Source organism: Paenibacillus dendritiformis (genome assembly GCF_015845845.1).
Classification (GTDB): domain Bacteria; phylum Bacillota; class Bacilli; order Paenibacillales; family Paenibacillaceae; genus Paenibacillus_B; species Paenibacillus_B dendritiformis_C.
In genome coordinates this window covers 72,108-93,412 of sequence record NZ_LDIG01000159.1, presented here as the reverse complement: position 1 = coordinate 93,412, position 21,305 = coordinate 72,108, and the positions used below count along the sequence as shown (strand labels likewise).

The window sequence follows — 21,305 nt, the reverse complement described above, 5'->3', positions numbered from 1 at the left end:
AAAAGTACGCCCTCGGTTGCAGTATTTCGCGGGAGTTTGTCTTCAATCTCAGGCATGGCCCCGTTATCCGGGGACCATGCCTTTTCTGGTTTGGAGACAGATCCATCTCCATAGGAAGAGGCCGGGAGACCTTACCGAATTGAGGTCACGACGTAAAATGCCGTTCGAGCAGCTCGTCGATCTCGGCCTTGGAGCGGGCCGCGAATATGCGTTCCGCCAGCCGCTCGCTCCCGGTTCGGGTTGCGCGGTGGACAGCCGCCTTCACCCGCGGAATGAAGCGCGAGGACATGCTCAGCTTGGTGACGCCCAGCGCGATCCAGAGCGGCACCGCCCGCGTGTCCCCCGCCATCTCGCCGCAGACGCTGATGCCGATGCCGCGGGCCTTGGCCGCCTCGATCGTATGGCGGATGAGACGCAGCACCGCGGGATGGAACGGATCATACATATGCGCAATCTGCTCGTTCATCCGGTCGACAGCAAGGGTATACTGCACCAGATCGTTCGTGCCGATGCTGAAGAAGTCAACCTCCTCCGCAAGGCGATCGGCGATCAAGGCCGCAGCCGGAACCTCGATCATAATGCCTACAGGCAGCTTCTCGTCAAATGGCAGCCCTTCGTCCCGCAGCTCCGCCTTCGCCTCTTCCAGCACCGCCTTGGCCGCGATGATCTCTTCCACGGACGAGATCATCGGGATCATAATCGCGATCGGGCCTGACGCGCTCGCCCGGAGAATGGCGCGGAGCTGCGACTTGAACAACTCCTGCTGGTCGAGGCAGATGCGAATCGCCCGATAGCCGAGAAACGGATTATCCTCTTCCGGAAGATTCAAATATTCCATCGGCTTGTCGCCGCCGATATCGAGCGTGCGGATAATGACCTGCGAATCTTTGTAATGCTCGGCGGCATCCCGGTAGACCGCCAATTGCTCTGCTTCGGACGGCGGATAGGAACGATCCATATACATGAATTCCGTCCGGAACAGCCCGACGCCCTCTGCTCCGTTCTGATCGGCGATCTCCAGCTCGCGCGTGGAGCTGATATTGGCCGACAAGCTGATCGTCAGCCCATCCTGAGTGACGGCAGGAAGCTTGACCAGCTTCTTCAGCTCGTCCATCTCCCGCGCATACGCTTCGTGCCGGGCCTCGTACTGCTTCACCACCTGCTCCGGGGGCTCGATATAGACGATGCCATGCTCCCCGTCCACAATGACCAGATCGCCGGTCTGGACAGGCTTTGTGATTTTCCCCTCCAGTCCGAGCACGAGCGGAATGCCGAGCGCCCGGGCCATAATCGCCGAATGCGACGTCTTTCCCCCCATCAGCATGACGATGCCGAGCACATTTTTCGGATTAAGATGGACAAGCTGCGACGGCGACAGCTCCTTCGCGACCAGAATATACGGCTGCGTATCGGTCGGCAGCGTAATCTCCGGCGCGCCGAGCAAATGCTTGAGCAAACGGTTCCCGACATCCTTGATATCCAGCGCCCGTTCCTTCATATACTCATCGTCCAGCAAGTCGAACATCGTGACGAAGTGATCGATAGCCTCCTTGACCGCCACTTCGGCCGCCTTGTACTGCCGCTGAATAATGCCTTGAATCTCATTCATAAAAATCGGATCGTCCAATATAGCCAAATGCGCGTCAAATATCGAGGACTCTTCATTTCCCACCATCTCGCGGATCTCGCTCTTAATGAACTCGATCTCATCCTTCGACGAACGGATGCCTTCGTACAGCCGCTCGAATTCGCGGGCCAGATCGGACGGATCCATCTTTTCCTCCGGCACGTCCCATTCCCATGTCGGAAGCACGAACGCTTTGCCTATGGCGATCCCGCTGGAAGCCCCGATTCCCTGCACCTTCTGCGTCATCTTCTACCACCCCCGTTAGCATGCTCCTTCAGCACCACGGACATGACGGAAGTCTGTCCCCGCTTGACCGCCGCGAACGGCGCGAAGCTCCAGGAAGCGACCGCATCCGAATTCGTAATGACCATCGGGGTCGCCAGCGATGCGCAGCGCTTCTTCACTTCGTTGTAGTCGAATTTAATCATAAGCTGTCCCGGTCTCACTTCATCACCTTCCTGTACAACTGCCTGAAAACCGGCGCCATTCAACGATGACGTCTCGATTCCGATGTGAAGGAGGACTTCCAAACCTTCCGGCGTCTCGATGCCTAGCGCGTGCATAGTAGGGTAGACATGGCGCACCCGGCCATGTACGGGCGAGACGAGCTCGCCTTTGTCGGGCAAGAAGGCGACTCCCTGTCCGACAAGCTTTTGCGCGAAAATGCGGTCCGGCACCTCTTCGATCGGGATCATTTTCCCTTGCACCGGAGCGACAAACCAGACTTGCTTCGTGTTGCGCTGCAGCCGCTTGACCATCTCATCCTTGATCAGCTCCGAATAGGTGCCGAAGACGACCTGCAAATGCCCCCCGCCCAGACGAATGACGCCCGCCGCTCCAAGCTTGCGGAGCGTGTGGCGATCGACCAGCTTGTCATTGTTGACGCGAAGCCTGAGCCGGGTAATGCAGGCCTGAATGTCGGCAATATTATCCTTGCCGCCGAGCGCCTGCATGATAAGTGGCACCCGGTGCAGCAAGTCGCTTGCCATATCGTCAAGCAGGGAGCCTTCGACCCGGCCTGGGGTCGGAATCTGGAACTTCTGGATGGCGAAGCGGAAGACGACGTAATAGATGAGCGCGAACGCGATGCCGACAGGAATAATCCACAGCGCTCCCTTCGACTGGTGAAAATTGACGACATAATCTATCGCTCCGGCCGAGAACGAGAAGCCGTGCCGCACGCCAAGCTCAGCCGTAATCCACATCGCGGCCCCGCTCAACAGCGCATGGACGATGAACAAATACGGCGCCGCGAACAGGAAGGCGAATTCAATCGGCTCGGTAATTCCCGTCAGCAGCGAGACCAACGCCGCCGTCATGTACGTCTTGCGCACCTTGGGGCGCAGGTCCTCCCGCGATTCATGCACAATGGCCAGCGCCACGGCCGGCAGCGCGAACATCATAATCGGATACAGGCCGGCCATATAGACGCCCGCCGCCGGATCTCCCGCAAAAAAACGGGGCAAATCGCCGGTGTACGTCATCCCTTCGGCATCGGTAAATGTACCTACCTGGAACCAATACAGATTATTCAGGAGGTGATGAAGGCCGAAAGCGATCAGCACCCGATGCAGAACGCCGTACAAAAAGACGCCGAATCCGCCCATAGCCAATATTTCCTGTCCCAAAAACTGTATGCCTTGCTGCATGAAGGGAGCCAGCATAATCATCACCCAGGAAAGGGCGATCGAGCACAGGGTCGTAAGGAGCACCGCAAATCGCTGGCCTCCGAAAAATTGCAAATATTCCGGAAAGCGCACATCCTTGAAGCGTTGATGGACGAGTCCCGCCAATATCCCGAAGATGATGCCGTTCAACACGGTCGGCTCGAAGGCCGAGCCGCCCCATTGATTCAGCAGCTGGCGGAAAATAATGATGCCGAGCAGCGCCGACATGGCGGCGACTCCGGCATTATTGGCCAGGCCAAGCGCAACCCCGACCGCGAAAATGTAGGGCAGCACATAAAAAATCGTCCGGCCGGTCAGCTCGAACAGCGCCGCCGTATCCTGGAAGCCGGCGCCCGCCAGAAGATGGCCGAACGCCAGCGCCAGCGCCGCCGCAGGCAGCGCAATCAGCGGCTGCATAAGCGCCCGCGATAACTGCTGAAGAATCCCTAACTGATTCAAGGACATCCTCTCCTTCTACCAAGAATGGTAAGGGCTTCGCGGAGCTTTGTCAAAATAAAAAAAGGCAGAAGCCGGGAGTTCTCGTTCATCGTCAGACAAGAAGTCCCGGCCGCGCTGCCCGGTATTGGCTATGATTCGGTCTTCCCATGCGGGAGCAGAATCGAATCCAGCACTTTGATGCACAAGTCCATGACGCAGAACATGCCGTTGTCCGCGGCGATACGCGCTGCTTCCTCATTGACGATCCCCTGCTGCAGCCAAAGGGCCTTCGCCTTGACCTCCGCCGCCTCCCGCGCAACGTCGGCGCAATATTCGCTGCGGCGGAACACGTTCACGATATCGATCGGAATCGGCACGTCCTTCAGCGAAGGGTAGCAGGTCTCGCCAAGAATCTTGTCTGCCTTCGGGTTGACCGGAATGATCCGGTAGCCCTTCTTCTGCATCGCTTCGGCCACCATATAGGATACCCGCGTCGGGTCATCGGACAAACCGACCACGGCTATCGTGCCGCTCTCGTTCAGCAGCTTGCGGATCTCTTCTTGGGGCGGGTGCTCGTAGCTCATTTACATTCACTCCTTTCACTGTCCTAAGCGGGATGGCATCGGTTCGGTTATCCTTCCACCCATTCCACCTGCGCGCCCAATGCCCGCAAATGGTCAAAATATTGAGGATACGATTTGGCGACATGATGGGCGTCGCGAATGCGAATCGGCTGCTGCGCACGCAGCCCGACCACCGTGAGCGCCATAATGACCCGGTGATCGTAATGCGCGTTGATCTCGACGCCGCCGGCTACGCCTTGCGGCTTCCCGTGCACGATAATCTCCGCCTGCCGCTCCTCCACATCCGCGCCGGCCTTCCGCAGCTCGGCAACATAGTCGGTGATGCGGTCGCATTCCTTGTAACGCAAGTTCTCTACATTGTAGAAGCGCGAGGTTCCGTCGGCGAAGACGGCGGCCGCCACCATCGCGAGCACGGCATCGGTCGCCGCGTCTCCGTCGAACTCCACCGCCTTCAGCGAACCGCCCCCCTGGATGCAAACCGTCGCGTCCGCATGCTTCAGCGGCACGTTCATCATGCGCAGCACATCGACAATCGCGCGCTCTCCCTGCTTGCTGTCCTCGGTCAAGCCTTTGACGACGATGTCGGAAGGAACGACGGCCGCCGCCGCCAGCACCGCGGCCGAGCCCGGATAATCCCCCTGCACGACATAGGTCTTCGCTTCATAGCTTTGGTTGCCCGGCACCCGGAAATACATCAAATCTTCGCGGGCGTCGATGCGAATGCCCGCCTGGGCCAGCACCTCCAGCGTCTGGCCGACGACAACCTTGGATTTCAGATCATCCACGACCTCGATGACGCTGTCCTCGCTCAGGAGCGGGGTGAGGAAGAGCAAGGCGCTAAGGAACTGCGAGCTGACGCTTCCCGATACGCGGATATGTCCGCCCTTCGGCTGGCCTCCGCGAATGGTGATCGGCAGCTTGCCCTCCCGATGCGACACTTCCACGCCCATCTGCGTGAGCGCCGCAATCAGATCGTCATGCGGCCGCTTCCCAAGCGAGTCCGGATAAGCATTGATGAAATTGACCTCCGGCAGCAAAGCGGCAACGGCCATCAAAAACCGCAGCACCGCTCCGGCATTGCCCACATTCAGTTCATGTGCCGGACCCGCGATCTGCGGACGGCGTCCGAAGCCCGTAATGACCAGCTTCTCGTCGTCCTCCTCCAGCACCGCGCCAAGATCGCGCAGACAGCGGCGCATGGCATCGCTATCTTCACTATGGGCCGGATAGTATATCGTGCTCGTCCCTTCCGCCAATCCGGCGGCAAGCAAATACCGGGTCGTATAATTTTTGGATGACAATGCCTGAATCTCACCTTGCAGCCGGGATGTCGGCCTTACGATAACGTCCATGCGCTTCCACTCCTTTAAATTTAAACGTATAATATTGAATATATTCACTTTCACTGAGCGCCGGCTTCCAGAGCCGGACGACTCAATCATTCCCATTGAGAAAGGATGCTTGTTCCCGAATGACACCCGTCAAGACGATTGAAGCCGCGGAGCTGAAAAGCCGGCTGCAGCGCGGCGAAGCGTTAAACATGATCGATGTGCGCGAGGATGAGGAAGTTGCCCTAGGCATGATTCCCGGCGCCAAGCATATTCCGATGAACCAGATCCCGGAACGGCTTCAAGAGATCGATCCGGCGGAAGAGACCATCTTCATCTGCCGCAGCGGCTACCGCAGCGAGCGTGTGTGCGAATATTTGCAGCACCTTGGCAGGGACAATGCCGTGAACCTGGAAGGCGGCATGCTCTCCTGGATCGAGCTGGAATCCGAGGACTAAGTCCGTTCCATATAAGCGAGGATTCGGGCGCATACTTGTTCCACGGACTCACTGTCCGTCGGCACGCATAGATGAGCGAAGTCGTACAGCCCGCGGCGCTCCGCCATCAAGCGGCGGACCCGCTCCTCCACACCGCCCTGCAGCAGCGGACGGTTCCGGTCCTGACGGACCCGGTCCACGATAGTCGCCTCCTGTGCTGTGAGATGAATCACGGTGGCCTGCTCCTGCATAAGCTTCCGGTTCTCTTCCCTCAAGACGGCCCCGCCGCCGGTAGCGATAATCTGAGGAACCTCCTCTTCCAGCAGCAGAGAAAGAATTTGTCCCTCCTGTTCCCGGAAATAAGCCTCCCCCCGCTCCGCGAAAATCTCGGGAATCGACTGTCCCGTCCGGCGGACAATCTCCTCGTCCAGATCGCGGAAGCGAAGCTGTAACCGTTCGGCCAACCGTGCGCCGACGGTTGATTTGCCGGTTCCCATAAATCCGATAAGTACAATCGAGCGGTTGCTCATGCTGGTATCCCCCGTCCTGCTGGCGTAAACTTCCCATATGATAGCATACGAGTCTTCCGTTCGACAATGGCGCCATGTATAAAAACGCCGCCTTCGACATAAAGATGATGATTATAAGAATGTTATGCGCCTTGAGCCGGTGCGATGCCTATCGCCTGATAAGAAGGTACAAGCATCATCGGCATCCATGAGGCCGCGTAGGAGTGAATCGGCATGTCCACCTTGCCCTCCCCGGATTTCCATTCCGCACAGCGCAGCGTATCCGCCCGTATGGCCCGTATTATGGACACGCAGCATCCTCTGTGCAGAGAAGACATCGTGTGGGTATTGAACTTCGTCAAAAGCAAGCTTACCGAGAAGGATGAAGCCTGGGCCCGTCTCGGTCCGGAACGGATTCTGCAAAACTTCCGCTATTTCGCTGAAATCTCCCTGCTTCTCATTCGCGGTGCAAGCTTCAGCGAGAAATCGGAACATATCCGCCAATATTTGGCCGAAGCAACATACGGGCTTCTGGACCAGGAAGGCAATCCGTAAATAACGCCGGGCCCACGCGGGCCCGGCGTTATGATGCCTTATTCGGACAACCAGTTATAGTGGAAGGTGCCTTCCTTATCGACGCGCTTGAACGTATGGGCCCCGAAATAATCGCGCTGGGCTTGAAGCAGGTTCGCAGGCAGCCGCTCTGTGCGGTAGCTGTCGAAGTAAGCGAGCGCGCTCGCGAAGCCCGGCACCGGCACGCCGTAAGCGACTGCCGCGGCAACCACTTGACGCCAAGCATCCTGGTAGGTTTCCACAATATTTTTGAAATAAGGATCAAGCAGCAGATTTTTCAGCTCCGGATCCCGGTCATACGCTTCCTTGATGTTATGCAGGAAGCGGGAGCGGATGATGCAGCCGCCGCGGAATATCATCGCGATATCGCCGTAGCGCAAGTTCCAGCCGAACTCGTCGGATGCGGCGCGCATTTGGGCAAAGCCCTGCGCGTACGATACGATCTTGCTCGCATAGAGCGCCTTGCGCACATTCTTGATAAATTCGGCCTTGTCGCCCGCGAACGGCTTGGTCGCCGGACCTTGCAGCACCTTGCTCGCGGCGACGCGCTCGTCCTTCAAGGCGGACAGGAAGCGGGAAAATACCGATTCCGTAATCATCGACAGCGGCACGCCAAGATCGAGGGCGCTTTGGCTTGTCCATTTGCCCGTTCCCTTTTGCCCGGCGGAGTCAAGAATGACGTCCACCATCGGCTTGCCTGTCTCTTCGTCATACTTCGAGAAGATGTCGGCCGTTATCTCAATCAGATAGCTGTCAAGCTCCCCGTTGTTCCATTCCGTGAAGATCGAATGAAGCTCCTTCGTATCGACGCCAAGCACGGTCGTCAACAGATGGTACGCTTCGCAGATCAACTGCATGTCGCCGTACTCGATGCCGTTGTGAACCATCTTCACATAGTGGCCCGCTCCGTCCGGACCGATATACGTGCAGCAAGGATCTCCGTTAACCTTGGCCGAGATCGAGGTCAGAATCGGCTCTACCAGCTTGTAAGCACTCTCCTGGCCGCCCGGCATAATCGCTGGCCCCTTCAGCGCTCCTTCTTCCCCGCCGGATACGCCCGCTCCAATGAAGCGAATGCCTTTTTCTTCTAAATATTTGCTGCGGCGCTGAGTATCCGGGAAGTGGGCATTCCCGCCGTCAATAATAATATCCCCTTGGTCCAGGTGAGGCAGAAGCTGTTCGATCGTCGCATCCGTAGCTTGTCCCGCTTGAACCATAATCAGGATCTTGCGCGGCACAGCCAGGGAGGCAACGAATTCTTCAATCGTATATGTACCCGTCAACTGCTTGCCTGCCGCCTCTTGCAGCAGCGCATCCGTCTTCTCGCGCGAACGGTTGTAGACAGATACGGCGAACCCGCGGCTTTCGATATTAAGCGCCAAGTTTTTGCCCATTACGGCAAGGCCGATGACACCAATTTGATTCTTCGTCATATGGTCCTTCCACCCTTTATCTATAATTTGATATAGCGTAACATTACGCCTATTGTACCGCACAGGAATACACCCTGCAACATTCCGCCCCACATAAATCCTGCGGAAGGAAGGGTGTATATGGGTATTGGGTTTCCGGCCGCCGAAGGCTGCAGCGCATCCTTACCATTCGAGCTGAATCATTTCCCGGCGCAGAAGCTCGAGTCTCTTCTTGCACTCTGCCGCCTTCTCCCCATCATTCATTCGCATCGCTTCATGCAGCTCCGACAGAGCATAATCAATCTCAAGCCGAAGCTCGCCTATCCGCTCCTCCGCCTGCGTGGACGCGAAGGCCTGTGCCATCTCCTCTATTGTAATAATGGGCCGCTTCTGATACAGCACCCGCTGCTCGGGTCCGCATATTTCCACGAGGCGAATCCGTTCCCCGAACATAATATTTTCGACCAGCACCTGTCTGTCCTTGCACCGGCGCACGACCGCATGGCCGCGCACATGCCCGATCATTCGCTCCATGAACTCGGATAATTTCTCGTCGCGTATCGTATAGTCGCCTACCAGCTTGAACCGATCCTGCAAGCGTTGAAAACGCAATTTGACCAGCTTCCGCCCCGTTCGGATAGACACGATAAACAATGTCTCATTCTCGCTCCAATACAAGGAATATCCCTCCTGTATCAGATCCCGAATGAGGTTTTGGATTTGCCGGCGGTCAAAGCGCAGCTCCAGATTGCGGTATTCGACCTCATCACTGCGGTTCACGGCAATCCCTCCTTACGATATCGTATACTCCATCATATGATTCGGTAACTTGGTTATTGACTCGAATTGCGCGCGCCGCTCGAGTTGGTGCAGATTATGGTATAATCGGCTTACAAACGGCACGAAAGGAACGATAACGATGAGCACATCATTTACCGGATTTGACGCAGCCGACTTCCAGGTTTTCCTTACCGAAGGACTGGAAGCCCGCATGGAAGGAATCCGCGAACATATCCAGCCCAAGTTCCGAGCGATAGGCGAAGAGCTTGTGGGCGATGCCGCTGTGCAGAGCGGCCAAGAGATGTTTTTACATATTGCGAAGCATGCCCGGCGCACGGTCAATCCGCCGAAGGACACGTGGCTCGCCATCGGCCCGAACAAACGCGGCTACAAGTCGTTGCCCCATTTCCAGGTCGGGTTGTTCGATGACCATGTGTTCATCTGGCTGGCCTTCATCTATGAAGTGGCGAACAAGCGCAATATCGCAAGCCTGATGCTGAACGATACGAATCGGTTCCGCTCGCTTGTGCCGGCCGACTTCGTGATCTCGATGGATCATATGAAGAAAGACAACGTCCGCCTCGGCGATATCAACGATGAGGAATTGAAAAAGATGCTTGTCCGCTTCCGCGACGTCAAGCATGCGGAATGGCTCGTCGGGCGGAACATCGCTGCCCACGATCCGGTGCTGTCCGACGGCGAAGCGTTCATGGCACTGGCCCGCCGCACGCTGGATTCGCTGATGCCGCTGTACAAGCTGGCCTTGGAAGCGTAGCCCCTCCGCCCGGCTTCGCCAGCCCGGCGCAGCGGCTAACCGGACAAGCCGCAGCACAGACAAAAGGGTGATTCCCCGCGCTTATGCCGGAGAATCACCCTTATTTTGTCCTTGCGTCCAATATTATGAGCCGTCCAAGATAGAGGGACTAAATGGAAGTTCCGGCCGAAGCCTTCGCCCGTTCCGCCACCGAGAAGCGAACGAGCAGGCCGATGGCCGCCAGGCATAGAATGCCGCCAACGATATAAGGCAGATTGGCGTTCCATTTGAAGATGGCCACGGCTAGCAGCGGACCGGCGATCCGGCCGAAGCTGTCCATGGATGAATTGAGGCCTGAAGCGACCCCCTGGCTGACTGTCGTCTTCTGTGTGATGAGGGATGTGACGCATGGCCGGATCAGCGCGTTGCCGATTCCGAAGACGCATAAAAATATCGTCGCGTTCACCATATTCGATGACAGCAGCAGGAGGAAAAAGCCGAGCGCGGAAATGACCAGCCCGGCGCCAATCGTCTTCTTTTCCGCTCCGTTCTTAATATAGCGTCTGACGATTCCGCCCTGCACAAGCGCGCCGGCGAGGCCGCAGTAAAAGAACATGAAGCCGATGTCCACGGCCGTAATATCCGGAATCCGAACCGCCTGGAAATAGAGCAAGGTAGACTCCAGCCCGGCAAGCGTAAAGGTCACGAAGAAGGACAGCACGTACAAATATTTCATCATGCCGGTAAAGGCAGTCCAGCGGGAAGGCGCCGCCTCGCGCGGCTGCATCCGCTTCTCCTTCGGCAGCGATTCCTGCAGCAGAGCGAAGCCGAGCAAGCAGGTCAGCAGCGTCAGCGCCGACGCGGCAAAAAAGGGCGCGTTATGGCCGAGCTTGCTGATAATGCCCCCGAATGCCGGCCCGAACGTGAAGCCGAGACCAATCGCCATGCCGACCATCGCCATCCCCTTCGTCCGCCGCTCCGGCGGCGTAATGTCGGCTACATACGCGACGATGACGGCGGTCACCGCACCGGAGAACAAGCCTCCGAGCAAGCGCGAGGCATACATCATCCACAGCGAGCCGTCCGCCAGTCCGAACAGCGCGTAACTGGCGCTGAAGCCGAGCGTTCCGATGAGGATGATCGGGCGTCTGCCGACTTTTTCTGATAGCGCTCCCCACAATGGGGACAGAATAAAGGATACGAGCGAATACAACGAGAGCATCAGTCCCAGATGCACTTCGTTCGCGCCGGCATCGGTAATCATCATCGGCAGAACCGGGATGACGATGCCGAATCCGATAAATACCATCATCAGCATAAGCACGACGACAGTCATTTGTTTTTTCATGACACAGTTCCCTCCTATGTATACGTTCATCCTAACATAATTGATTATCAACGAAAATGACTAAAATGCGACAAATGTCACACTCTGCCGAGGTCCCGAAAAACTGCTTGCATTCCGAAACGTTTTTGTTAAACTTATCATTGTTTGCGTCAAGGTGCGCAGACGTATCTGCATTTTCAGCAAGAAAGGTTGTGATTACGGCGATGAACCACCATCGGACGCCTCTTTTTACCGCTTTGAAGGAGCATGCCGCCCGGAATCCGGTTCAATTTCATATTCCGGGACACAAAAAAGGCGCCGGCAGCGATGCCGAATTCCGGGATTTCCTCGGAGATAATGCCTTCTCCATAGATCTGATCAACATTGCTCCGCTGGACGATCTGCACCAGCCGACAGCCGTCATCGCCGAAGCGCAAGCCTTGGCTGCGGATGCCTTCGGCGCAGATTATACGTTTTTCAGCGTACAGGGCACAAGCGGGGCCATCATGACGATGATTATGTCCGTCTGTTCACCCGGCGACAAAATAATCGTGCCTCGCAATATCCATAAATCGATTATGACGGCTATTATTTTCGCCGGCGCGCGCCCGGTGTTCGTATCGCCCGCAAGGGACGCCAATCTCGGCATCGATCACGGCATCACGACCCGATCGGTCCGCCGGGCGCTGGAGAAGCACCCGGATGCGAAGGCGGTCCTGGTCATCAATCCAACCTATTTTGGCATTTGCGCCAATTTGAAGGAGATTGTCGACCTGGCCCATTCCTACGGCGTGCCGGTGCTGGTCGATGAAGCCCACGGCGTCCTGATCCACTTCCATGAGAAGCTGCCGATATCGGCGATGGAAGCGGGCGCGGATATGGCGGCCACCAGCGTTCACAAGCTGGGAGGCTCCATGACCCAGAGCTCGGTTCTCAATGTCAACGTCAAGAACGGGCTTGTCAATCCGTACCGGGTCCAGACCATATTCAGCATGCTGACAACGACCTCGACTTCCTACTTGCTGCTCGCTTCACTGGATACGTCCCGCCGCAATCTGGCGCTGAACGGCCACGCGATCGCGGAGCGCACCATTGAGCTGGCCGAGGAAGCGAGAGTGCAGATTAACGCGATTCCGGGCTTGTACTGCTTCGGGGAGGACATTCTTGGCGGCGAAGCGACCTATGACTTCGATCCGACCAAGCTGACCATTCACGTGCGCCATCTCGGCATCACGGGCTATGAGACCGAAAATTGGCTCCGGGATCATTACCAGCTCGAAGTCGAGCTCAGCGATATGTACAATATTTTGTGCCTCGTCACGCCGGGCGATACCCGGGAAACGATAGAGACGCTTCTGGAAGCTCTGCGGGAGCTATCCGCAATGCATTTCGAGAAAAACGAGGTGCAGGAGCTTATCGTTAAAATACCGGAAATCCCGCAGCTCTCGCTCATTCCGCGGGATGCGTTCTACGCCGATACGGAAGTCGTCCCGTTCAAGGAGTCTGCTGGACGCATTATTGCCGAGTTTATTTATGTTTATCCGCCCGGAATTCCGATTCTCCTGCCGGGCGAGGTCATTTCGCAGCAAAATATCGATTACATTCGGGACCACGTCGACATCGGATTGCCGGTCAAAGGTCCGGAAGATCGGAATATCGAATACGTCAAAGTCATCGTGGAAGAAACCGCGATCTTTTAAAGCAGCAGGCCGTCCAGCTATGGGCGGCCTTCCTGTATGTACAGGAACCGACGCCTGACTTTGATGGGTCATGAAAATATTGCCAACGGGTGGGCGCAATGATATGATGGGGATGATCCGAGGTTGCATGGAGGTGCAAGGATGAGCCAAAGCGCATTCATTACATTTGTGGAAGGATCGGCCGTACCATCCGTCACACTGGATGAACTGAAAGAACAGCTCCTCAGTTACCGACACCAGACCAGCTTGACCGGAGAACAATTGGGATGGGAATACGCAGACGCCGCGTTCCCGTATACGATCGAGACGAAGCCCGAACAGGAAGAGCAATGGTTCTACCTGAAGGGAACCTCTCCCCAATATCATTATATCGTCTTCGGCACCGGGACGAAGGAGGGAGCTCCGCCCCGTTCCCGCGTGCAGGTCGTCCTCCCGGAAGGATCGACCCATGGCGACAAAGCAAAAGGCAACGAGCTGTGCAAATATTTAGCGAAGAAATGGAAGGCTGAATTGACTTTGTTCAATGGCAGGATCATGTACTTCAATCCGCGGAAATAATTCGAGCGGCAACGGCAGTTTACATACGCGACAGCAGCAAAAAAGCTCCGAGCGGCCGCTCGGAGCTTCATCGTCTTCAACGGATCTGCCATTGAAGCTCTGCTTTGTTCAGATTAGTCTTCCTGGGAAGAAACCAGTTGATCGTAGGCTTGCTGGACGCGCTCCCATTCTTCGTCGTCTTCAATTGGATTCAGAACCATATCTTCATCCTCTTCGTCTACGCGCACAATGATCCCGTCCGCTTCCGGATTGTTGCGTTCCAGCAACAGAGCGTATACTTGCTCGCCTACATTGAACGTCTCAACGAGAGCCATATCGATCTCATTTCCCTCTTCATCTACCAGTGTGACGACCAATTCGTCATGTTCGTGATCATGTCCGCAGCCACAGTCATGGTCATGGTTATGTTGATGTTCGCTCATGCGTGAATCTCCTTTGTTTTCAGGTAATGTGTTGGTTACACTTCCGTATCGTACCACTTTATGAAGGGCAGGTCAACGAAGCAGGAGCGATGTCTGGTATGTAGGCGGCGGATGATCCGTTCATAGGTTCACATATTTCTGAAACGGATGGGCTGTACGCAATCAGATGGCCGGAAGCTTCTTCTGCGACACCAGTGTAAATTCCCCATCCTTTTGCTTGAGATAACAAGAGATTAGGTAGTCGCCCTTCGACTTGAAATCGTACTTGAAATCGTCCGTACGCAGCCAGAGAGGATCATCTTTTTTCTCCTCGACGTTGAACTGCTGAATCTGCGTCGCATTCCCTTTCGGGTCGGTAATCGTAAATTTTACGGCCTCTAAGGAAGAAGGAAAATTATCGACTTGCGCAAATATGGAGAACGAAGCCTTGCCCGTCTGAACCTTACCGAACGGGGAGTTGTCTTTGGATAAAAGGATATCTACGTTAGGCTTCTCGATAATTACTTTTTTTTTGGCATCATCCCATGTGACGAACGCTTGCAGCGTATCGCTCAATTGGCGAACGGACAAAAACGCTCGTCCATCGACCATAAGCCCCCCGTCCTGGATCGTGGTTCCGTTGACGACGACCTGTACTTTTTCACCTGCTGTAGCCGTCGATGCTGCCTCTTGCGCCGAGACTTGTACCGTTGCGAACGTTCCGCTCATGATGGTACCGAGCAGAGCCAGTGCTGCGATTCTTCTTCTGCTTCTCATCGCGATACCTCCAACTGCTTAGTTGTAAAGTTATACTCAGCTAAGCCAGGAGAGTTGCGGAAAAAACCTTTCGTTTCCGGTGTTTTTGCGGCGCTTCCTTCCCGCACGCTCTGTTCCCCCCGCCCGTTGACTTGTGAATTCGGGATGCAGGTGTTAGAGTAAAAGCAAAATCATGCCGACAATTTGTTGACGAACCGTGACGGAGGGATTGGATGACACTGCGCGTACAAATGATTGGCACAGGAAGTGCCTTCGCCAAAAAATATTTCAATAATAATGCGTTAATATATACGAAAATCGGCAAGCTGCTCGTGGACTGCGGCATCACTGCACCGCAAGCTCTATACCAGTTGGGCATATCCTTCGATGAATTGGACGGCGTCCTAATCAGTCATATACATGGCGATCATGTGGGCGGGCTGGAGGAATACGCATTCCAGATGAAATTCCGGTACCATCGCAAGCCGAAGCTGTTCATCGCCGCCCCCCTGGTTGTTCCGCTCTGGGAGCATACGCTCAAGGGCGGGCTGACGCAAGAAGGCTTGACTTGCCTGGACGATGCCTTCGAGGTGCATCCGCTAGAGCCTGGGCAGACTTCGGAGCCGCTGCCCGGCCTGAAGGTGAAGCTGCTGGAAACCCCCCATATTCCGGGGAAACGAAGCTTTTCGTTTTTGTTCAATGATACGTTCTTCTACAGCGCAGATATGCAGTTCCAGCCCGAGCTGCTCCATTGGCTCGTTCAAGAGCAAGGCGTAACGATCATCTTCCACGATTGCCAATTGCGCGGTAAAGCCGAAGTGCATGCGGGGCTTGACGATCTGCTCACTCTGCCGGATTTCATTCAAGAGAAATTGTGGCTGATGCATTATGGGGATGAACGGGAGGACTTCGAAGGCCGGACGGGCCGAATGAGGTTCGTCAAGCAGCAAGAACAGATGGAGATTCACTAGCAGACACAACACCGGCAAGCAGCGCATCCGCGGCCGCTTGCCGGTGATCTATTGCCGGGCCATTCCTCTTGTCAGAAGAGCGGCAGATTATCCAAATTGTTCGTCGGGTCTCCGTCTGCGTCGCCGCGCAGATACATCCCTCCGTCTCTGCCTTTGAAAACATTGACTCCAGCAATGTTCCCCGCCTGAACCTCATTCAGAGCTTGGTCGTAGGACAGCTGTCTTCCTGTGCTTGTCTGGAATGCGGTCAAATCCCCATCCCCGTTTTTCTGCACTGCCACGATCGTCTCTCGGTTGTCCATTTGCTGCGCCTCCTGAAGAAGATGTTCTGCATCAAGCAGACCCTCTTAGCTTGCCCGGAGTGCTAGGGAATATTACAGCTTCTTCTCCATGCGGACATGCAGAATGCCGGCATCATAGAAGGGCTCTTCCGACACAGTCGTATAGCCAAGCGAGTGGTAAAATCCTTCCGCCTGACACTGCCCGTCCAGCACGCTCTTCTCCGCTCCCATGGAGCGGGCAAGCTGCTCGAGCGCAACCATGAGCGAACGGCCGATCCCGCTCCCGCGGAACGGCTTCAATACAGCAATGCGCTGCATTTTCGCCGTCGTCTCATCCAGCCATTTAATGCGACCGGTCGCTGCGACTTGTCCGTCTACCGTGATAAGAATATGATTGCTTTCCGCATCCAGGTTATCCAACTCATCAATCTCTTCTTCTAGCGGTACGTGCTGCTCTTCCACAAAGACTTCCTTGCGAATCTCCAAACATTGCTGAAGTTGTCCTTCGGTTTTGACTTCAATCACTTCTGCTGCCATTTTGCTGCACCTTCCTTGTCAACCAATTGTCAAAATTATGCACATTTTTTCGGTTTTGATAAGATATCATTATACAAAAAATTAGATTTCATGTATAGTTAGATGTGATCCATCTCACAGCGACTTGAAGGAGGGAACGCATTGAATTCAATAATGGTCACCATTATTGTATCGGTCATTTTCTTCATTCTAACGATTTGGCTATGTCTGTTCGTCACCAAGAAGGCCTATTCCCGCAGATGGGAAGAGGAGACGACATTCCTTGACACCGATCAAGCCCGTGAAGAAGAACAGGGCAACGGCGCCGTCGCGAAGCCCTAATCATCATAATAACGGCCTTGTTCCCGCACCGCAGAAGTGAACTTCTGAGACCGGAACAAGGCCTTCTGTCAGGCTCTCGATTATGGCGAGTATACACGGGCCGGGACGCCGGTGCCGTATACATCCTGTTGAATCACGGGAGAAGACGGTCCAAGACGATCCGGCTGTGGGAATGGCGCCGCGCCATGAGCCAAGGCGGTACACCCGACAGCAACCAATAGGACACTCACCATCGCAGCTATAAAGATCAGCCACTGCATGCGATTATTCATCCGTAATCCCTCCGAATGCTCCGCAACTTGAAAAATCACTATTGGCATTTTCCCCTGAACCCTCTGCTTTTAAACCTGATCGTCCAGAAAGCGCGCCTTGCATTCACTCTCGCATGACTTAGGATTCGAGCACATTTTCCCTCACTGACTTGAAAAGCTGCTCTCCGCCTTTTTAAGTACTCTCCCCTTCGCTTCATATTTTCTCGTTACGCCTTCTCATTCCTTTGTTCATTCTCTCGTCGGCTCCGTGAGAACCAGACTCCCGCTCTTTTGTGCATTCTCCCTTTGGCTCAGTGCAGTCTCACAAATCTCTAATTCCCCTTTGCATCTGTCCAGCTTCCTTACATTACATTGGCTAAAATCTTTAGGTTCGAACTCCCAATGAGTCAGTTTTCCACTGAACCATACTCCCGAACCACGGCGCCCAACAACCGCCTTCCCTTTGCACAGGGAATACTGATTATAACTTTGAAATGGAGTACTCCGATTACCTGCGTTGTTGGGATATTGAGCATAAGGGGCAGACAGTAGTATTCACCCACCTGCGTTAGTGGGATAGCGAGCAAGAGGCAGTCAATGGAATTCACTCACCTGCGTTGTAACACATCCATGCCAATGTACGAGTATTCCCGGAAGGTTTGTGGTTGGCTGGAAGGATAAAAAATATAAAAAAGCCCTTGAAAATTCAAGGACGTCATAGGTAAATAGTATGGTGTTCTGAGACGGGCTCGAACCGCCGACCCCCACCCTGTCAAGATGGTGCTCTCCCTACTGAGCTATCAGAACACATCGATAGATATACTATACCATCGGGCAGTAGTCTTGTCAACACATTATTAGCACCAGCCCCGTCAGTTCCTTCCATAAGGCCGCTGAGGTGCTGCCGCCACGGCGGGAAGCCTCTCTGTCCGTTGAATTCCGCGACCGGCACAGACAGAGGGCTTCCTTCCATCACTTCTAGGCGTTCTTATCCATCTGCGGCAATTCTTCCACAGGAATATCGGAAATGGGAGGAAGCTGCCAATTGATCTCGGTTTCTCCGCGTGAGCGCAACCACTCATTGACTTGCGAGAACGGGCGGCTGCCAAAAAAGCCGCGGTGCGCCGACAGCGGGCTCGGATGCGGGCCTTTGACAATGCCGTGGCGTCTCGTATCGATCATGGATTGCTTCGCTTGGGCAAAGGAGCCCCACAGCACGAAGACAACCGGCTTCTCCCGCTCATTCAACAGCTGAATAATACGATCGGTGAATCGCTCCCACCCCATCCCGCGATGGGAAGCCGCTTGCCCCTGCCGCACGGTCAGCACCGTGTTCAGCATCAATACGCCCTGCTTCGCCCAAGGGATGAGGCAGCCATGCTGCGGCATTGTCGTGCCGATATCGCTTGCGCTCTCCTTCAGCATGTTCACGAGCGAAGGCGGAATGCGGACGCCCGGCTGCACGGAGAAGCTCAGTCCATGCGCCTGTCCAGGTCCATGATACGGGTCTTGTCCAACGATAACCACTTTCGTGTCCGCATAGGAAGTATAATGGAGCGCAGAGAAGATCAGATCGAAAGGCGGATATACCACCGTACGCTCATACTCCTGCTTCAGCCATCCCCATAACTGTTTGAAATAGGGCTGCCTAATCTCGTCATGCAGCAAGGCTGCCCAATCCTCTTGAATCTGTACCGCCACAGCCGCTTCCTCCCCTTCTGTTACGTTAGTCAACCAATATGACAGTGTACGGCAGCTTCCTTGCCATACCGATGAAAATAAAAAAAGCTCTGCCAATGACTGCTGTCATCCAGAACTCTCTATGTAGAGGCATTTCAATTAATGGTGCCGAGGACCGGGATCGAACCGGTACGGTAGTCACCTACCGCAGGATTTTAAGTCCTGTGCGTCTGCCAATTCCGCCACCCCGGCACATGCAGTGTGCGAACACTATGAATCTTTGAAAACAACGGTTTTGGTGGGCCCTGAGGGACTCGAACCCACGACCAATCGGTTATGAGCCGACCGCTCTGACCAACTGAGCTAAGGGCCCCTACGCCATTGCTTATTGCAAAATATTGGTTGCGGGGGCAGGATTTGAACCTACGACCTTCGGGTTATGAGCCCGACGAGCTACCGGACTGCTCCACCCCGCGACATTTTATTACGGTCTTGCTTTCGCAGCGACAAGTATTAGTATACTATATCAGTACATGAACAGTCAAGATAAATGTATAAAAAAATGATATTTTCTTGCCTTTCCGCTTCAGAGAACGAAGCGGACTCCGTACTTTCCTTTGCGGGAGCGGAAGACCTCAACCTCATATGGCGTGTCATATCCATATATCCACGCATCCTGCTCCAGCCGTTCCTGCAGGCAGCGAGCCTGGAACTTCGTATTGTACAGCTTTCCCCAATAAATCCAATGCATTGCCATCCCGGCTCCTTTCTTCATGGTCGCTACTATTGTGTTCGATATGCTCGACAATCATGCAGCCATATTGTGCGGACGGGCAGCGGCAGCAGCCGTGGGGGCAGAGAGGCCAGAGGCTCCGACGGGAGTAGCTGTGGCGGTAGTAGCTCCCACAACCAGAAAAGACCGGCGGTGCCATTGAGTGCATGCCGGTCTTTGTGAATTTGTTTATTTGCTGTAGACGGGATTGGCCTGTTTCTTTTTCAAGATCTGGTTGCCCTTCGTTTCCCATTCCTGCAATGCTTCGCTTACGCCCTTCTTGTTGTCAATAACCTCCTGGAACAAGTTACGCCCGATATCGTACAATTCATATAAGCTATACTTTCCGAATAATTCGTCCTCATTGTGCGATGAAGGCAAAATTGGCTTTATGGTGTAGAAGGCGGAAATATTAAAGTTGATCCCATCCTTGGGCTGGATATACTTCTGGCGCGCTACGAGCTCATAGCTGCTGCGGGAGCGGAGCTTCGCCCATTCCTCGCTTGACACGAATTTTACGAAGTCCCAGGCATCCTCCGGATTCGGAGCCTTCTGATTAATGGAAAAAATATAGTTCAAAGAGACTAATCCGGATACGCCAGGGGCTTCCGCATGGGAAGGAAGCGTCACGACATCCCAATCAAATTTGGTAAACCCTTTGATTTTGTCCGCGTTTTTCATCGCATCCGACAGATCGGAATTGATGAACGAGTAATCGCCGAGCACCATGGCTACTCGTCCGGACAGGAAGCTGTCATACTGGAACGGATTGAATTGACCATCCGGGGTCTCCGGCATTTCCGCGTTGGGGCCCGGAATTGTCTTTTCAGCGACCAGTTTGGAAATCGTCGTCCATACGTTCTCCCACTTCGGACTATTGACTGTCATATTATCCGCCTTGTCATCGATCAACCGGAGATTAAGCGGCTGAACATAGGTTTTTACCATATCCCAGAACGGGTCACTGCCGAAATAATGATTGAAGGAGAAGCCATAGACGCGATCCTTGCCTTCGCCCTTGGATACAAGCTTCGCCTTGTCGAACACTTGCTCCCATGTCATATTGTCGGTCGGCGGCTCGACCCCTGCTTCATTGAATAATGTTCTATTATAGAATAAAGCCTGAGAGCTGAATGTAGGGGCTAAGCCGTACAAGTTATTGTCTCCCATCGCCTTCAACCCGTCAATGACCGTCGGCACGAATTCGTTCGTATCGATTTTATCCTGCTGAATGAGCGGATCGAGCTGCTTAAGGAGACCGTCTCGGGAAAGCCGGAGGTACTGGCTGGCGTCGAGAACGACTACATCGACCGGGTTCGCTCCGGTCATAATCTTCTTCAATGCCTCTACATAATCCGGCTGCTTATACTCCCCATTCGACCCCCAATGGTCGGATTGATCGATAGCAGGGACGATCTCAATGCGAACGGCCCCCTGCTTCGAAAACTCGTACACGTCGGTATACTGAGAACGAAAATAAGTGTCGTCATTCCCCCCGTACAGGACCCCGATGCGAAGCACGCGCTCCTGGCCTGGCTTCACTTCATCTGTCTTCGTGCAAGCTGCCAGCATCGGAATAATCATCGCTATGGCCATGGTCGCCAATAACAGCTTTCGTACCCATTTTTTTGAACCCACTGG

23 protein-coding genes and 4 tRNA genes are annotated in these 21,305 nt (G+C 54.7%); 7 read left to right on the top strand and 20 right to left on the bottom strand.

Translation table 11 applies throughout. The annotated features are described in order from the left end of the window. Positions 1-145: 145 nt before the first annotated feature. The 4 genes from ptsP to aroA form a co-directional block, all read right to left on the bottom strand. A complete protein-coding gene (ptsP, locus tag ABD76_RS16130) occupies positions 146-1,873 on the bottom strand; it encodes a phosphoenolpyruvate--protein phosphotransferase (protein WP_197258260.1) in 1,728 nt (575 codons plus the stop codon). Beyond that, positions 1,870-3,759, bottom strand: a complete 1,890-nt coding sequence (locus tag ABD76_RS16125; protein ID WP_197258259.1) for a glucose PTS transporter subunit IIA — start codon at positions 3,757-3,759, stop codon at positions 1,870-1,872. Before ABD76_RS16125 ends, ptsP begins: the two co-directional genes overlap by 4 nt. Before the next feature lie 122 nt (positions 3,760-3,881). Beyond that, entirely contained in the window at positions 3,882-4,316 is a 435-nt protein-coding gene (locus ABD76_RS16120; protein WP_197258258.1) for a CoA-binding protein, read from the bottom strand. Positions 4,317-4,363: 47 nt separating this feature from the next. Next, on the bottom strand, positions 4,364-5,668 hold the full coding sequence (gene aroA, locus ABD76_RS16115; protein ID WP_197258257.1) for a 3-phosphoshikimate 1-carboxyvinyltransferase: 1,305 nt from the start codon (positions 5,666-5,668) through the stop codon (positions 4,364-4,366). A 119-nt stretch (positions 5,669-5,787) separates the two neighbouring features. On the opposite strand from aroA, the gene ABD76_RS16110 reads away from it, so the two are divergent. Next, the gene (locus ABD76_RS16110) at positions 5,788-6,102 is read left to right on the top strand and encodes a rhodanese-like domain-containing protein (protein WP_197258256.1); all 315 of its coding nucleotides are present in this window, start codon (positions 5,788-5,790) and stop codon (positions 6,100-6,102) included. Here the strand turns inward: ABD76_RS16110 and ABD76_RS16105 are convergent. Next, positions 6,099-6,611 (bottom strand): shikimate kinase, encoded by a 513-nt coding sequence (locus ABD76_RS16105; protein WP_197258255.1) that lies wholly within the window; start codon positions 6,609-6,611, stop codon positions 6,099-6,101. The two genes, ABD76_RS16110 and ABD76_RS16105, sit on opposite strands and share 4 nt — an antisense overlap. 213 nt (positions 6,612-6,824) lie before the next feature. Here ABD76_RS16105 and ABD76_RS16100 point away from each other — a divergent pair, with 213 nt between their 5' ends. After that, the gene (locus tag ABD76_RS16100) at positions 6,825-7,145 is read left to right on the top strand and encodes a methyltransferase (RefSeq protein ID WP_197258254.1); all 321 of its coding nucleotides are present in this window, start codon (positions 6,825-6,827) and stop codon (positions 7,143-7,145) included. 38 nt (positions 7,146-7,183) lie between these two features. Here ABD76_RS16100 and gndA read toward each other — a convergent pair whose 3' ends face one another. Continuing rightward, positions 7,184-8,596, bottom strand: coding sequence for an NADP-dependent phosphogluconate dehydrogenase (gene gndA / locus ABD76_RS16095; protein WP_197258253.1), 1,413 nt, complete (start codon positions 8,594-8,596; stop codon positions 7,184-7,186). A 162-nt stretch (positions 8,597-8,758) separates the two neighbouring features. Further along, the gene (locus tag ABD76_RS16090) at positions 8,759-9,355 is read right to left on the bottom strand and encodes a hypothetical protein (protein ID WP_197258252.1); all 597 of its coding nucleotides are present in this window, start codon (positions 9,353-9,355) and stop codon (positions 8,759-8,761) included. Positions 9,356-9,494: 139 nt separating this feature from the next. On the opposite strand from ABD76_RS16090, the gene ABD76_RS16085 reads away from it, so the two are divergent. Continuing rightward, positions 9,495-10,130 (top strand): YktB family protein, encoded by a 636-nt coding sequence (locus ABD76_RS16085; RefSeq protein WP_197258251.1) that lies wholly within the window; start codon positions 9,495-9,497, stop codon positions 10,128-10,130. Positions 10,131-10,278: 148 nt separating this feature from the next. Here the strand turns inward: ABD76_RS16085 and ABD76_RS16080 are convergent, their stop codons facing one another. Next, positions 10,279-11,457, bottom strand: coding sequence for an MFS transporter (locus ABD76_RS16080; protein WP_197258250.1), 1,179 nt, complete (start codon positions 11,455-11,457; stop codon positions 10,279-10,281). 203 nt (positions 11,458-11,660) lie between these two features. Between ABD76_RS16080 and ABD76_RS16075 the strand changes: the two genes are divergently transcribed. Beyond that, entirely contained in the window at positions 11,661-13,136 is a 1,476-nt protein-coding gene (locus ABD76_RS16075) for an aminotransferase class I/II-fold pyridoxal phosphate-dependent enzyme (protein WP_197258314.1), read from the top strand. 141 nt (positions 13,137-13,277) lie between these two features. Beyond that, the gene (locus tag ABD76_RS16070) at positions 13,278-13,694 is read left to right on the top strand and encodes a DUF1885 family protein (RefSeq protein ID WP_197258249.1); all 417 of its coding nucleotides are present in this window, start codon (positions 13,278-13,280) and stop codon (positions 13,692-13,694) included. Positions 13,695-13,807: 113 nt separating this feature from the next. On the opposite strand, the gene ABD76_RS16065 is transcribed toward ABD76_RS16070, so the two are convergent. Both ABD76_RS16065 and ABD76_RS16060 read right to left on the bottom strand, forming a co-directional pair. Further along, entirely contained in the window at positions 13,808-14,116 is a 309-nt protein-coding gene (locus ABD76_RS16065) for a DUF1292 domain-containing protein (protein ID WP_197258248.1), read from the bottom strand. Positions 14,117-14,278: 162 nt separating this feature from the next. After that, positions 14,279-14,872, bottom strand: a complete 594-nt coding sequence (locus ABD76_RS16060) for a stalk domain-containing protein (RefSeq protein WP_197258247.1) — start codon at positions 14,870-14,872, stop codon at positions 14,279-14,281. Between the two features lie 212 nt (positions 14,873-15,084). Between ABD76_RS16060 and ABD76_RS16055 the strand changes: the two genes are divergently transcribed. Next, positions 15,085-15,822: an MBL fold metallo-hydrolase gene (locus tag ABD76_RS16055; protein ID WP_197258246.1), complete on the top strand. Its 738-nt coding sequence runs from the start codon at positions 15,085-15,087 to the stop codon at positions 15,820-15,822. A gap of 71 nt (positions 15,823-15,893) precedes the next feature. On the opposite strand, the gene ABD76_RS16050 is transcribed toward ABD76_RS16055, so the two are convergent. Beyond that, positions 15,894-16,124 (bottom strand): DUF3892 domain-containing protein, encoded by a 231-nt coding sequence (locus ABD76_RS16050; protein WP_197258245.1) that lies wholly within the window; start codon positions 16,122-16,124, stop codon positions 15,894-15,896. A gap of 72 nt (positions 16,125-16,196) precedes the next feature. Next, positions 16,197-16,640, bottom strand: a complete 444-nt coding sequence (locus tag ABD76_RS16045) for a GNAT family N-acetyltransferase (RefSeq protein ID WP_197258244.1) — start codon at positions 16,638-16,640, stop codon at positions 16,197-16,199. 141 nt (positions 16,641-16,781) lie between these two features. On the opposite strand from ABD76_RS16045, the gene ABD76_RS16040 reads away from it, so the two are divergent. Beyond that, positions 16,782-16,961: a hypothetical protein gene (locus ABD76_RS16040; RefSeq protein ID WP_197258243.1), complete on the top strand. Its 180-nt coding sequence runs from the start codon at positions 16,782-16,784 to the stop codon at positions 16,959-16,961. 80 nt (positions 16,962-17,041) lie between these two features. Here the strand turns inward: ABD76_RS16040 and ABD76_RS16035 are convergent, their stop codons facing one another. From ABD76_RS16035 to ABD76_RS16000, 8 genes are all read right to left on the bottom strand, one after another. Continuing rightward, complete coding sequence (locus ABD76_RS16035; protein ID WP_197258242.1) at positions 17,042-17,233, bottom strand: hypothetical protein; 192 nt, start codon at positions 17,231-17,233, stop codon at positions 17,042-17,044. Positions 17,234-17,943: 710 nt separating this feature from the next. Next, positions 17,944-18,019, bottom strand: a tRNA-Val gene (locus tag ABD76_RS16030). A gap of 171 nt (positions 18,020-18,190) precedes the next feature. Continuing rightward, complete coding sequence (gene ung / locus ABD76_RS16025) at positions 18,191-18,913, bottom strand: uracil-DNA glycosylase (RefSeq protein WP_197258241.1); 723 nt, start codon at positions 18,911-18,913, stop codon at positions 18,191-18,193. A 142-nt stretch (positions 18,914-19,055) separates the two neighbouring features. Further along, positions 19,056-19,144, bottom strand: a tRNA-Leu gene (locus ABD76_RS16020). 44 nt (positions 19,145-19,188) lie between these two features. After that, positions 19,189-19,265: transfer RNA gene (locus ABD76_RS16015), tRNA-Ile, on the bottom strand. Positions 19,266-19,291: 26 nt separating this feature from the next. Beyond that, positions 19,292-19,368: transfer RNA gene (locus tag ABD76_RS16010), tRNA-Met, on the bottom strand. Between the two features lie 110 nt (positions 19,369-19,478). Then, complete coding sequence (locus ABD76_RS16005) at positions 19,479-19,643, bottom strand: hypothetical protein (protein WP_164776213.1); 165 nt, start codon at positions 19,641-19,643, stop codon at positions 19,479-19,481. A 210-nt stretch (positions 19,644-19,853) separates the two neighbouring features. Then, positions 19,854-21,302, bottom strand: coding sequence for an extracellular solute-binding protein (locus tag ABD76_RS16000; protein ID WP_197258240.1), 1,449 nt, complete (start codon positions 21,300-21,302; stop codon positions 19,854-19,856). Positions 21,303-21,305: the final 3 nt, after the last annotated feature.